The organism is Pseudoduganella sp. S-14 (genome assembly GCF_049913285.1).
Lineage (GTDB): Bacteria > Pseudomonadota > Gammaproteobacteria > Burkholderiales > Burkholderiaceae_D > Rugamonas.
The window spans coordinates 5,934,330-5,947,427 of record NZ_CP183991.1 but is presented as its reverse complement, the minus strand read 5'-3'; the positions used below and the strand labels follow the sequence as shown (position 1 = coordinate 5,947,427).

12 protein-coding genes are annotated in these 13,098 nt (G+C 64.0%); 5 read left to right on the top strand and 7 right to left on the bottom strand.

Annotated features, from left to right (window positions below; all coding sequences use genetic code 11):
- Entirely contained in the window at nucleotides 1-1,491 is a 1,491-nt protein-coding gene (locus ACN9MZ_RS27550; RefSeq protein WP_426339980.1) for an aldehyde dehydrogenase, read from the top strand.
- On the opposite strand, the gene ACN9MZ_RS27545 is transcribed toward ACN9MZ_RS27550, so the two are convergent.
- The 7 genes from ACN9MZ_RS27545 to ACN9MZ_RS27515 all read right to left on the bottom strand — a co-directional run bounded on the left by ACN9MZ_RS27545 (nucleotide 1,488) and on the right by ACN9MZ_RS27515 (nucleotide 7,492).
- Complete coding sequence (locus ACN9MZ_RS27545; RefSeq protein ID WP_426339979.1) at nucleotides 1,488-2,030, bottom strand: UPF0149 family protein; 543 nt, start codon at nucleotides 2,028-2,030, stop codon at nucleotides 1,488-1,490. The genes ACN9MZ_RS27550 and ACN9MZ_RS27545 overlap by 4 nt on opposite strands.
- On the bottom strand, nucleotides 2,021-2,863 hold the full coding sequence (gene panB / locus ACN9MZ_RS27540; RefSeq protein ID WP_426339978.1) for a 3-methyl-2-oxobutanoate hydroxymethyltransferase: 843 nt from the start codon (nucleotides 2,861-2,863) through the stop codon (nucleotides 2,021-2,023). The genes ACN9MZ_RS27545 and panB overlap by 10 nt, the downstream gene beginning before the upstream one ends.
- 187 nt (nucleotides 2,864-3,050) lie before the next feature.
- Nucleotides 3,051-3,527 (bottom strand): 2-amino-4-hydroxy-6-hydroxymethyldihydropteridine diphosphokinase, encoded by a 477-nt coding sequence (gene folK, locus ACN9MZ_RS27535; RefSeq protein ID WP_426339977.1) that lies wholly within the window; start codon nucleotides 3,525-3,527, stop codon nucleotides 3,051-3,053.
- Nucleotides 3,527-5,023, bottom strand: a complete 1,497-nt coding sequence (pcnB, locus tag ACN9MZ_RS27530) for a polynucleotide adenylyltransferase PcnB (RefSeq protein WP_426339976.1) — start codon at nucleotides 5,021-5,023, stop codon at nucleotides 3,527-3,529. The genes folK and pcnB overlap by 1 nt, the downstream gene beginning before the upstream one ends.
- Entirely contained in the window at nucleotides 5,016-5,687 is a 672-nt protein-coding gene (locus tag ACN9MZ_RS27525) for an HAD family hydrolase (RefSeq protein ID WP_426342963.1), read from the bottom strand. Before ACN9MZ_RS27525 ends, pcnB begins: the two co-directional genes overlap by 8 nt.
- The gene (hda, locus tag ACN9MZ_RS27520; RefSeq protein ID WP_426339975.1) at nucleotides 5,687-6,355 is read right to left on the bottom strand and encodes a DnaA regulatory inactivator Hda; all 669 of its coding nucleotides are present in this window, start codon (nucleotides 6,353-6,355) and stop codon (nucleotides 5,687-5,689) included. The genes ACN9MZ_RS27525 and hda overlap by 1 nt, the downstream gene beginning before the upstream one ends.
- A 51-nt stretch (nucleotides 6,356-6,406) precedes the next feature.
- Nucleotides 6,407-7,492, bottom strand: a complete 1,086-nt coding sequence (locus tag ACN9MZ_RS27515; protein WP_426339974.1) for an AI-2E family transporter — start codon at nucleotides 7,490-7,492, stop codon at nucleotides 6,407-6,409.
- A 120-nt stretch (nucleotides 7,493-7,612) separates the two neighbouring features.
- On the opposite strand from ACN9MZ_RS27515, the gene ACN9MZ_RS27510 reads away from it, so the two are divergent.
- From ACN9MZ_RS27510 to ACN9MZ_RS27495, 4 genes are all read left to right on the top strand, one after another.
- Nucleotides 7,613-8,629, top strand: a complete 1,017-nt coding sequence (locus ACN9MZ_RS27510; RefSeq protein ID WP_426339973.1) for an ankyrin repeat domain-containing protein — start codon at nucleotides 7,613-7,615, stop codon at nucleotides 8,627-8,629.
- 107 nt (nucleotides 8,630-8,736) lie between these two features.
- Nucleotides 8,737-9,780 carry a phosphoribosylformylglycinamidine cyclo-ligase gene (gene purM, locus ACN9MZ_RS27505; protein ID WP_426165433.1) on the top strand — a complete coding sequence of 348 codons (1,044 nt, stop codon included), beginning with the start codon at nucleotides 8,737-8,739 and terminating at the stop codon, nucleotides 9,778-9,780.
- Between the two features lie 291 nt (nucleotides 9,781-10,071).
- A complete protein-coding gene (locus ACN9MZ_RS27500) occupies nucleotides 10,072-11,889 on the top strand; it encodes an IucA/IucC family protein (RefSeq protein WP_426339972.1) in 1,818 nt (605 codons plus the stop codon).
- Complete coding sequence (locus tag ACN9MZ_RS27495; protein WP_426339971.1) at nucleotides 11,886-13,088, top strand: MFS transporter; 1,203 nt, start codon at nucleotides 11,886-11,888, stop codon at nucleotides 13,086-13,088. The genes ACN9MZ_RS27500 and ACN9MZ_RS27495 overlap by 4 nt, the downstream gene beginning before the upstream one ends.
- Nucleotides 13,089-13,098 lie beyond the last annotated feature (10 nt).

The window sequence follows — 13,098 nt, the reverse complement described above, 5'->3', positions numbered from 1 at the left end:
ATGGCAAAAGAAACGACCAACTGGCACGACCGGGCCAAGATGCTGACCCTCGACGGTCGCGCCTTCATCAACGGCGAACGGACCTGGGCGCGCGGCGAACGCAAGTTCGACAATCTTTCTCCCATCGACGGCCGCTATCTGTCGCAGACGGCGCGCTGCGATGCGGCCGACGTCGACCAGGCGGTTGCCGTGGCGCGCCGCGCCTTCGATAGCGGCCGCTGGGCCGGGCAGGCGCCGGCTCAGCGCAAACGTGTTCTCATCAAGTTCGCAGACCTCATGATGCAGAACAAGGACGAACTGGCGCTGCTCGAAACACTCGATATGGGCAAGCCCATCAAGTACAGCCAGGTGGTCGACGTTTCGCTCGCGGTCAATTGCATCCGCTGGTACGGCGAGGCGATCGACAAAGTGTACGGCGAGATTGCGCCGACGCCCGGCAATGCGCTGGCCCTGATCACGCGCGAACCGGTCGGCGTGGTGGCGGCTATCGTGCCATGGAATTATCCGCTGCTGATGACGGCGTGGAAGATCGCGCCGGCGCTGGCGGCCGGCAACAGCGTGGTGCTCAAGCCATCCGAGAAATCGCCGCTGTCGGCCTTGCGGCTGGCGGACCTTGCGGTGGAAGCAGGAATCCCTCCCGGCGTGTTCAACGTGCTGCCTGGCTACGGCAACGAGGCTGGCGCCGCGCTGGCCATGCACATGGACGTGGACTGCATTGGCTTCACAGGTTCCACGCGCACGGGCAAGCAGATCATTCAGATGGCGGGGCAGTCAAACCTGAAGCGGGCGTGGACGGAACTGGGCGGCAAGTCGGCCAATATCGTATGCGCCGATTGCCCTGACCTCGATGCCGCTGTCGCCGCCGCGGTGGGCTCGATCTACTTCAACCAGGGCGAAAGCTGCAACGCGCCTTCGCGCCTCTTTGTGGAGGAATCGATCAAGGACAAGTTCCTTGAGAAGGCGCTGGCCATGGTGCCGTCGTACGCGCCGGGCGACCCGCTCGACGAGAAGACCGTGATGGGCGCGATTGTCGACTCGATCCAGATGAAGACCGTGATGGGCTACATCGATGCCGGCCGAGACGAGGGTGCGAAGCTGCTCGCCGGCGGCAATGCAGTGCGGAAGGAGACCGGCGGCTTCTATGTCGAGCCTACGCTGTTTGACGGCGTGCAGAACACCATGAAGATCGCGCGGGAGGAAATTTTCGGCCCGGTGCTGTCGGTGCTGTCGTTCAAGGACCTTGACGAAGCGGTGAAGCAGGCCAACGATACGCCATACGGCTTGCACGCAGCTGTGTGGACATCGGATATTTCGAAAGCGATCCGCACCTCGCGGGCGCTGAAGGCGGGCACCGTGCACGTCAACCAGTACGATGGCGACGACATCACGGTGCCGTTTGGCGGCTACAAGCAGTCAGGCAATGGACGCGACAAGTCGCTGCATGCCTTCGACAAGTATACCGAGTTGAAGACGACCTGGATCCAGGTTTAAGCGCCGCAGCACTTCTTGAATTTCTTCCCGCTGCCGCAAGGGCAAGGATCGTTGCGGCCCGCCTTCGCCACCTTCTGCTGCGGCGCGTGGAAGAATTCGTTGATCCTGATGACGGCCGGCGGCACCTTGGCGGCGTTCAGCGGCGCCTGGAACGGCAGCAGCAGGGCAGGCTGCTGGGAGCGCAGCGGCGCCCAGGCATCGGCCGCGATGCTCACTCCGGCCATGAAGCCATCGCACCAGGCTTCCGCAGTCCAGTTGCCGCCGCATTCGTAGATCGGCTCAAAGCTGCCCGGGTCTTTCTGCATCCATACGCGCATGTAGTCGTGGTGGCGCACAGCCAGCGTGGCAGCTTCATCGTTGCCGGCCGCGCCGCCCCAGACTGCTGGCAACCACGCCTCCTGCGCCACCTCGGCCGGGCCGACCACCAGCGCGGTCAGGAAACCTTCGAGCTTGGCGACGTCCATGCTCTGCGGGCCGATTTCGGCCAGCAGCTCATCGAGCCGGTCGTACTCGTCGTCGTTCAGCGGGTTCAGAAGCAATGCTCCAGTGCCGGGAAGGTGCCGCCCTTGACGGCGTCAATGTAGGCCGTCACGGCAGCCTGGATCGACACCTGGCCTTCCATGAAGTTCTTCACGAAGCGCGCCTTGCGGCCTGGGAATACGCCCAGCATGTCGTGCATGACCAGCACCTGGCCCGAGCAATCCGGACCTGCGCCGATGCCGATGGTCGGCATCGACAGCATGTCGGTGACTTCCTTGCCCAGCGCGGTAGGAATCGCTTCCAGCACCACCATCGCTGCGCCGGCAGCCTGCAGCTTGAGCGCGTCCTGCTTCAGCAGCTCTGCGCTCTCGATGGTCTTGCCCTGCACCTTGTAGCCGCCCAGCGTGTGCACGGACTGCGGGGTCAGTCCCAGGTGGGCGCAAACCGGGATCGAACGCTCCACCAGGAAGCGCACGGTTTCGGCAACCCAGGCGCCGCCTTCGATCTTCACCATGTGTGCGCCGGCCTGGATCAGTTGCACGGCGTTGTTGAACGCCTGCTCAGGTGTGGCGTAGGAGCCGAAAGGCATGTCGGCCAGGATCAGCGCGTTTTTCGCACCACGGGCTACGGCGGCGGTGTGGTAGGCGATTTCCTGCACGGTCACCGGCAGGGTGGACTGGTGGCCGTTGCATACCATGCCCAGCGAATCGCCGATCAGCAGCACTTCCACGCCGCAGCCGTCCATCAGGGAGGCGAAGCTGGCGTCGTAGCAGGTCAGCATGGTGATCTTTTCGCCGGCTGCCTTCAGGGCGTTAATCGAAGGGATCGTGACCGCCTTGGTAGGGACGGCACGCGCAGGCGCCGGGTAAGGGTTTTGCAGGTTGCCAGACATGGGATGTCCTTAAATTCGAAAAGCGCTATTGTACACAGCGGGCAAAACCGGTAAACCAGGGTCAGACCCGAAGGGTCTGACCCTCGACGGTCTTGAAGCCACGGGTTTGGTTCCGGCGCACAACCGAAACCCGCGGCAGTCGAGCAGACTGGGTCTGACCCTGCGGGTCGGACCCAGGTTTACCGGTTTAAAGCCGGATAATACCTTGGTCGGAAACCGAAGGCGCGAAGTCGCCCGCGCGCCCCAGTCCCGGCAGCACCACCTCGGGCGCCAGCTCCAGCAGCGGCATCAGAACAAAGGCCCGCCGATGCATGCGCGGATGGGGCACGGTAAGCGTCGGCGTCGCAATCTGTTCATCCCCGTACAGCAGCAGGTCCAGGTCCAGCGTACGCGGGGCGTTGTAGTAGGGACGCTCGCGGCCATGGGCCTGCTCGATGTCGAACAGGGCTTCCAGCAGCGCCTGCGCAGGCAGGGAGGTCTCCAGGCGGGCGACCGCGTTGATGTAATCGTCGCCCGAAGAATCGATGGGCGCCGTACGGTACAGCGAAGACACCGCCTCGAGCGTGGCGCCCGGCAGCTTGCGCAGCCGTTCCACGGCATCCAGCACATTGGCGCGGGCATCGCCGAGATTGGCGCCGATGCCGATATAGGCGGTAACAGGCATCAAGCTTCGCCGGCCGGGGCGTTGCCGCTACCGCCGCTGCGGCGGCCGCGGCGCGGACGACGGCGGCGCTTGCGTGCCGGTGCTTCGCCCTCAGGGCGCGGATTCAGGAAGTCATCGTCATCCGACTCGTCGCCTTCTTCGCCATCCGGATTGGCATCCACCGGCGCGTCGTCGAGCGCTGCGGCGCGACTGCGGCGTGCCGCGGGTTTTTTCTTCTTGCCACCGCCGGACGACGCGGTCGACACCAGTTCGGCGCGCATGGTTTCGTCGCCTTCGTAGAAGGCCGTCCACCAGTCGCCCAGTTCGCGGTCAATCTCGCCCGAAGCGCAACGCAGCAGCAGGAAATCGTAGCCGGCGCGGAAGCGCAGGTGTTCCAGCAGCTTGTAAGGATTCTTGCCATTGCGGCGCTCGAAGCGCGGCTGCATGGCCCAGATGTCGCGCATGTCGGAACCGATCTTGCGCTGGATCGCCAGCTTTTCCGTTTGCGATTCCAGTACTTCGTCGGCCGCCAGGTGCAGGGCGGGAATCGGGAACTCGCCCGCTGCCTGGTAGGCTTGCCACTTCTCCAGCACCTGGTGCCACAGCAGGGAAGCGAACAGGAAGCCCGGCGACACGGTCTTGCCGGCCATCACGCGCTTGTCGGTGGAATCCAGCGCCAGCGTCACGAATTTGGTGCCCATCGGCTGTTCCAGCACCACATCCAGCATCGGCAGCAGGCCGTGGTGCAGGCCTTCCTTGCGCAACTGCTGCAGGCAGGCCAGGGCTTGGCCGGACGTGAGCAGCTTGAGCATCTCGTCGAACACGCGTGCCGCAGGTACGTTGTCGATCAGCGGCGCCATCACGCCGATCGGCTCGGCGGTCGAACGCTCGATGGAGAATTTCAGCTTGGCCGCAAAGCGCACCACGCGCAGCATGCGCACCGGGTCTTCGCGGTAGCGCGCTTCCGGCTGGCCGATGATGCGCAGCGTCTTGCTGCGGATATCCTCGATGCCGCCGTGGTAGTCCAGCACTTCCTGCGTGGCAGGATTGTAGTACATGGCGTTGATGGTGAAGTCGCGGCGCTCCGCGTCTTCCGCCTGCGAGCCGAAGGTGTTGTCGCGCAGCACGCGGCCATGTTCGTCCTTCGGCGCATTGTCGGTGGCGGTGCCGCGGAAGGTGGTCACTTCCAGCAGGTCCTGGCCGAACATCACGTGCACGATCTGGAAGCGGCGGCCGATGATGAAGGCGCGGCGGAACAGGCGCTTCACCTGTTCCGGGGTGGCGTTGGTCGCAACGTCGAAGTCTTTCGGCTTGACGCCCAGCAGCAGGTCGCGCACGGCGCCGCCGACCACGAAGGCTTCAAAGCCGGCTTCCTGCAGCGTGCTGGTGACGCGGATCGCGTTGTTCGACACCATGCGCGGGTCGATGCCATGGTCCTTGGCGCCCAGTACGAGCGGTTCGTTGCGGGGTCTCGCGTTCTTGACGCCCAGGATCTTGCGGATGAATTTCTTAATCATTGAACAGGTGAATTAGTGGCCAGCCTTGCGCGGTCGCGTGCTCGGACAGCTTGGCGTTCGGGTTGGTCGCAATCGGATGGCTGACGATCGACAACAGCGGCAGGTCGTTATGGGAATCGCTGTAGAAGTGGACGCTTTCGAAGCTGTCCAGCGAGTGTCCCAATTTCTCTAGCCATGCCTTGGTGTGCACGATCTTGCCTTCGCCCTGAGTTGGCGTGCCGAGCAGCTTGCCGGTGATGCGGCCGGCGGCATCGCGCTCCGGCATCGCGGCAATCAGGTGCTCCACGCCGAAAGCCTTGGCGATCGGCGCCACGACGAAGTGGTTGGTCGCCGTCACGATCGCCACCAGGTCGCCGGCGTCGAGGTGCTTTTGCAGCAGCGCTCGGGCGGCAGGCAGGATGTTCGGCATCACCACTTCGGTCATGTACTGCTGCTGCAGTTCGGCCAGTTGCCCAGGCTCGAAGGAAGCCAGGGTTCCGAGCGAAAATTCCAGGTAGTCCACCGGATCCAGGGTGCCCGCCTGGTACTGGGCGAAGAACTCTTCGTTGCGGCGCTTGAATTCAACGGCGTCGACGGCGCCTACGCGGCACAGGAATTGGCCCCACTCGAAATCGGAATCGATCGGCAGCAGGGTATGGTCAAGGTCGAACAGGGCGAGTTTCATCATTCGTTCGCTTCCTCCTGCAGCCATTCGCGCAGCAGGGGCAGGGTGATCGGGCGTTTGGTTTCCAGGGAATACTGGTCGAGCGAGTCGAGCATCGAGGACAGCGATACCATGTCGCGCTGGAAGTGCGACAGCAGGTAAGGTAGCACACCGGGCGACAGGGTCAAACCGCGCGCTTCCGCCATTTGCGTCAGCGTTGCCAGTTTTTCCTCGTCGGTCAGGCCATGGATCTGGTACACCAGGCCCCAGCCCATGCGTGTGCGCAGGTCCTCGCGCACCGGCAGCACGGCCGGGGCGACCGAGCCCGCGCTCACCATGAAGGCGTTGTTGGCGCGGATCTCGTTGAACAGGGCAAAGGCATCGATCTGGGCCACCGGCGACAGCTTTTCGCAGTCGTCCAGCAGGTACAGGTCCACATCCGGCGAATACAGGAACTCGGTTTCAATCGAAAACGGCGAAATATAGCGCGCGCGTTCGCTCGAGGCGAGCGCCTTCAGCAGGTGCGACTTGCCTGCGCCAATTTCCCCCCACAGGTAGGCGAAATGCTCGCGGGAGCTGCGTTCGGCGAACTGGCGCATCAGCGCCGCCACCTCCGCATTGCGGCCCACCTCGAAGGATTCGAGGGTGCACACCGGCTCCGCACCCAGGTCAAGCACCAGCTGTTTCATTGGACTTGTCCCGGCTTTGTGGATTTTTTGCTAACGTAATCGATCTTCACACTACGCATTATAAAAGCTGCTGCGCAGGTAGTGGCGGCGCAAGTGCTTGAAACCCACCATCAAGAGGGCGGAAGCAGGCAAAGCGAGCAGTACGCCGACGAAGCCGAACAGCTGGCCGAAGGCCAACAGGGCAAAGATCACGGCCAGCGGATCGAGGCCGATCCGTTCGCCCACCAGGCGCGGCGTCAGGAAAAAACCTTCGATGACCTGGCCCAGGCCGTAGATGATGGCCACGGCCACCAGCCCGCTCCAGTCGGTAAATTGCAGCACCGCCGCCATCAGCGCCAGCAGCAGGCCCAGGCCGAAGCCGAGATAGGGGATAAAGACCAGTACGCCGGACAGGATGCCGACCGGCAGCGCAACGTCGAAGCCCGCCACCGCCAGCGCAGTGGAATAATAAACCGACAACACCAGCATCACCAGCAACTGGCCGCGCAGGTACTGGGCCAGCAAGGCATCCGATTCACGCGCCATTTCCATGGTGGCGCCGATATAGCGGCGCGGCACGGCGCCGGCAATGCGTGCCATCAGCTGGTGCCAGTCCAGCAGCAGGTAGAACAGCACGACCGGGATCAGCACCAGCGTTGCCAGCCAGCCCAGGACCGCGCTGCCGCCGGTGCGCACGGAGTTCAGCACGGCAGTCCAGATCTGGTTGCCGCTTTCCGCCATTTTCTCGGCCACCAGGGCCTTGATGCTGGCGCCGTCGAGCGTGAATTCCACGCCCAGTTGCTGCAGGCGCGGCCCCAGCGTGTCATTGAGTTTTGCCAGCGAAGCGGGAATGGCCGCTTGCAGCAGCGGGATTTCCTTCTGCAGCACCGGCACCACGATCAGCAGCAGCGCCAGCACGGCGGCGCCAAACAGCGTGATTACGATGGATACCGCCAGTGCGCGCGGCATCTTCCAGCGCTTGAACAGGCGCAGGCGGCACAGCTTGTCGACAGCAGGATTCAGCGCATAGGCGAAAATGGCGGCGGCCAGGAAGGGCGTCAGTACCGGCCCCAGGATCCAGAGCAGGAAAAAGAAGGCGGCCCAGACCGATACCCAAAATAGCGTTTGTTTTTGTTCTGCCGAGAGGGGAAGAGGCATCTGATGGGGCGTGGTCGGGACGAAGGAAGGGCTATTCTAACGCCTCTGCTGTTAAAAACACCATGCGCGGGGCCTAGCAGTAGTTTAATATTTCCATAAATAAACTTTGAAGTGGAAGTCATGCTGTCTGTTCGTACCCAAGCCGCCGTTGCGGCCCTGTCCCTGGCGTTCGCCGCGCAATCCCCTGCCATGGCAGCGGACGATGGCGAAAAATGCGAAGGCTTCAACCGCCTGCTGTGCATGCCCATGGCCGCCGCAACCAGCGTGGCCGACGCCGCCGCCAACGTCGCCGAGGCGGTGAACTTCAAGAAGCCGTCCACCAAAGTCATCGACGCAACGGACGAGGGCGACCTGGCCCGCATCAAGCGCTTCGACCCCAGGAAAGACCCCAGCTTTGAGCCGGAAAACATGCTGGGCGTGGCCGTCAATACCTACCTGACCAAGCCCGACCCGGCCAGGGACGCCAAGCGCTTCGCCGTCCTCGAATACCTGGCCGGCAAGGCCGACATCTCCGGCGAACTGGGTACGGTGCTGCTGCAGGAGACCGTGAACCAGGCCTGGTTCGCCCGCAACGCACCGCAGGAAAGCTGGCCGCGCCGCCTGGCGCTGGCCCACCTGCTGATCGAGCACGGCGCCAGCGCCAAGGGCATCAACCTGTCCACCTGCGACCATTGCGAGACTGATAATGAATTCCTGGCGCTGCTGATCCAGGCCGGCGCCAACCCGAACGTCCAGTCCACCACTTACTCGGCCCTGCTCAACCGCTTCATCCGCAAGGACCAGTTTGACGCCGCCAAGCGCCTGGTCGCCCTGGGCGCCGATCCCAACGGCAGCACCTGGGGCAAGCGCAGCATGCTGGTGCGCTTGGTCAGCGAATGCGACAAGGACATGACGCGCAAGCTGGTTGCTCCCGAGCGCTTCGAAGCGGAGTGGCAGAAATGCGTGGCGGCGGTAACCACCCGCGTCAGCTTCGCCATCGAACAGGGCGCCGACCCGAACGGCAAGGCCAGCCCGGACAACGAATGCCTGACGCCCTACGACGTCGCCCTGGAAAAGAAGAACGAGGAACTGGCCGCACGCCTGCTGAAGCTGGGCGCGCGCCCCGGATTGGGGGAAGTTTGCCGCTCTGGTGGCTGAAAACGGCGGATAACAAGAGAAAATGCGGGGGCAAAAATGCTAAAATAGCGGACTTGCCGTATTCGGCCACCGCTTTTCCATTCTTCCGCCTCAGTTGCGACAACACCATGAGCCAACCTTCGAATGTTTCCCTGTCCTACCGTGACGCAGGTGTCGATATTGACGCCGGCGACGCCCTAGTTGAAGCGATCAAGCCATTCGCCAAGCGCACCATGCGCGAAGGCGTGATGGGCGGCATCGGCGGCTTCGGCGCGCTGTTCGAGATCAGCAAGAAATACAAGGAGCCGGTGCTGGTTTCCGGCACCGACGGCGTCGGCACCAAGCTGAAACTGGCGTTTGAGCTGAACCGCCACGACACCGTGGGCATCGACCTGGTGGCCATGAGCGTGAACGACATCCTGGTGCAAGGCGCCGAGCCGCTGTTCTTCCTCGACTACTTCGCCTGCGGCAAGCTGAACGTGGCTACCGCCACCGACGTGATCAAGGGCATCGCCAAGGGCTGCGAAATCTCCGGCTGCGCACTGATTGGCGGCGAAACCGCTGAAATGCCTTCCATGTACCCGGACGGCGAATACGACCTGGCAGGCTTCGCTGTCGGCGCCGTGGAAAAATCCAAACTGATCGACGGCAGCAAGATCCAGCCGGGCGACGTGGTGCTGGGCCTGGCCTCCTCGGGCGCCCACTCCAACGGTTACTCCCTGGTGCGCAAGATCATCGAAGTGGCCAAGCCGGACCTGGAAGCCGACTTCCACGGCCGCAAGCTGGCCGACGTGCTGATGGAACCGACCCGCATCTACGTCAAGCCGCTGCTGGCGCTGATGGAATCGATGGAAGTCAAAGGCCTGGTGCACATCACCGGCGGCGGCCTGGTCGAGAACATCCCGCGCGTGCTGGCCGACAACCTCACTGCCGAGCTGGACGGTTCTTCGTGGACCATGCCTCCGCTGTTCAAGTGGCTGCAGCAGCACGGCGGCGTGGCCGACGCGGAAATGCACCGCGTCTTCAACTGCGGCATCGGCATGACGGTGATCGTGTCCGCCGAAAACGCCGACGCAGCCGTCGCCCAGCTGACTGCAGCCGGCGAGACCGTATCCCGTATCGGCAAGATCCGCGCCCGCGCGGAAGGCGAACACCAGACGATCGTCGTCTAAATAAATGGGGACGTACCCCATTTATTGAGCAACGGAGCCCCAGCGGCTCCGTTTTTTTTGCCCCCGTTTCGATTCAGTCGCTTTATTGCAAATGATTCTCATTTGTATTATGATCGACGAATTGTATTTTTATTCACTGCACACCACACAGCCAGCGGGCTTCCCCACATTGCGGAGAGCTGCCAGTCATTGAGGTTTTGCCAGGGAGCGCGATCCGGCATTCCCTTGGCATGGCACGCTTTCCAAGGAATCCCCTATGTGGACCAACTTCGCTGCCGCTGGAGCGGCGGTATGACTTCGCCCATCACCTGGGACTTGTTTGCGGACGCCCTGGCTTCGCAACACTATCTGGCCGCGCAACAGCGTGTGCTGCGCCAACTGATCGAGGCACTGCTGTTCGAGCAGGTGCTGGCTGCGGAAATCACGCAAGAGGATGACGGCGTGTGCTTCCACATTCCCGGCCGGACGGCGGCCGGCCAGCCGGTAGCCTATCGCTGCAAGGGCCGCGTCAGCGAGAGCTTCGGCCGCATCCGGGTGGATGGCGCCTCGCTCATGCGCAGCGCGCCCGATGGCGCGCGGCCCGTCGCATCGCTCCAGGAATTCGTGCTCGAAGCAGGCGCCTTGATCGATACCGACGAGAACCTGCTGCACCGCTTCCTGCATGAGCTGCAACAGACGCTGCAAAAAGACACGCTGGCACGCTACACGCGCCGGCAAGATGGCGAAGGGCGCGACCTGACCGCTTTGGAAGGCCAGTTGCAGGACGCGCACCCCTACCACCCCTGCTACAAGTCGCGCGTCGGCTTCGATCCGCTCGACAATGCCGCCTACGGGCCGGAGTTTGCCCCGGCGGTACGCGTGTCCTGGCTGGCGCTGCGGCGCGCCAAGGCCAACGCCGCCGCCTGCCGCGACATCGACTTGCCATCTTTCCTGCGCAGCGAAGCTGGCGAGGAGCAGTACGCGCGTTTCAGCGCCAGGCTGGCCGCCATGGGACTGGAGCCGGATGATTATTGGCTGTTGCCGGCGCACCCGTGGCATTGGCGCGAGAAGATCGCCAGCCAGTTGTTCCCCTTGCTGCACAGCCGTGACCTGGTCTGGCTTGGCGAAGGCAGCGACGTGTACCGGCCCTTGCAATCGATCCGGTCGCTGGCCAATGCCACGCGTCCGCTGGCCGCCCATGTCAAACTGCCGATCGGCATCGTCAACACCTCGGCCGACCGCATCCTGTCCTGCCATAACGTGGAAAACGCGCCGCCGGTATCGGACTGGCTGGGCGAAATCCTGCAGCGCGATGCGGCGCTGCGCGCCACCGGCCTGGTGTTCCTGCGCGAAGTGGCCGGCATCACGTATCGCGATGCCGGGCTGCCGCTGGCGCTGCAGGCAGCGCAATACGGCATGCTGGGCGCGGTCTGGCGCGAAAGTGCCGACCGGGCCTTGCGGGCTGGCGAAGCCGCCGCACCTTTTTCCGGCCTCTCGCAGTGCGAAGCGGATGGCCGCCCCTTCATCGCTCCGTGGGTCGAGCAGTACGGCCTCCTGCCGTGGCTGGATGCGCTGCTGGAAGCCTCGCTGCCGCCGCTGATCCACCTGCTCTATGCGCAAGGCATCGGCATGGAGGCCCATGCACAGAACATCGTGCTGATCCATCGCGCCGGCCTGCCCGGCCGCATTGCGCTCAAGGATTTGCCGGGCGGCTTGCGCTTCGTGCGCCAATACCTGGCTGATCCCGACATCTGCCCGCAGTTGCTGCCGACGCCATCGTTCCGCAAGCAGGTCAACGCCACCGCGGGAATGGAAAGCACGTCGCCGGAGGAGGTGCGCGACTACTTCCACGACGCCGTATTCTTCATCAACTTCGGCGAACTGGCGATGTTCCTGCAGCAGCACTACGGCCTGGCGGAAGCCGACTTCTGGCGCCGCATTGCGGCCTGCATCGGCCGCTACCAGGCGCGCCATCCCGGACTTGCCGAACGCTTTGCGGCATTCGACCTGTTTGCTCCGGCCATCCGCATCGAGCAACTGGCCAAGCGCCGCCTGTTCGCGGAAACCGAAGCGCGCCTGCAAACCGTGCCCAATCCATTGCATCGATGGCGTCCGAAGGCGAGCGCATGAGCACGCGCCGGATTGTCGCCGCAACGCTGGCGGGCCATTTCGCCGCCGCCTTTGCCGCCCTGGGCATGCCGCCATTTTATGACCGCATCCTGCGCGAGGCCTTGGGCAGCAATGCCGCCTGGCTGGCCGGCTGGCTGTTCGTCATTCCGACGCTGGTGGCGGCGCTGTCCAATCCATGGTGGGGGCGCCTGGCCGACCGCTATGGCAAGAAGCGCCTGCTGTTGCGCGCCCATCTCGGGCTGGCGGTGAGCTTCTGGCTGACCAGCCTGGCCGGCAATGTCTGGCAATTCGCCGCGGCGCTGATCCTGCAAGGCCTGTTGGGCGGCACCTTCGCCGCATCCAACGCCTACCTGGCCACGGTGGTGAGCGGGCATCGCCTGACCCGCTTGCTGACACTGATGCAAGGCTCGGCCCGCGCCGCCTTGTTTGCCGGGCCGGCCTTGATGGGAATGCTGTCGCATGGGGCCGAACCTTTGCTGATGTATCGCTACCTGGCCCTGCTGCCGCTCCTGTCTGCCTTGCTGGTCTGGCGCCTGCCGGCCGTCGCGGCGCCGCCGGCTGCGAGCGAGGCGCTGGCCACGGACGGCGATGGCAAGACATTCGCCGGCGAAGCGATCCCGCCCGGCCAACTGTATGGCCTGCAATTCGCTTTCATTTTCGCAACGGTGATCACCTTTCCCTACTTCGTGCCGTATGCCGAGCAAACGCTGGCGAACTTGCCTGGGGCGGCGCCGGGGCTGCTGTTCGGACTGCCGCACCTGGTGTACTTGCTGTGCGCGCTGCCGTTGTCGCGCTTTTGCGGCCGCCGGCACCTGCTTGCAACACTGGCCGTCAGCCAGGCAGTGCTCATCGTGGCTTTGCTGGGGCAGGCCGGCAGCCATTCGCTGGCAGCGCTGGCCGCATGGCGCCTCGTCATGGGCGTGGCGATGACGGCCAGCTATATCGCCTTGCACGGGATGGTGGCCGCGATCACCGACGCCGGCAACGCCGGCCGCCGTTTCGGCTCCCTTGAGGGCAGCACCAAATGGGGCGCGGTGGCAGCCGGCCTGGCTGCCGGCATCGCCGCCGAGCGCTGGGGATTGCAGTCCCATTTCCTGCTTGGCGCGGCGGCGCTCGCGGCCAGCTGCATCTATCTCGTTGTACTCATGTTCCGTCTATACCGGGGCGATTTCAAACAGCCAGCGCACAGCACCGACTGATCGTGTAGCC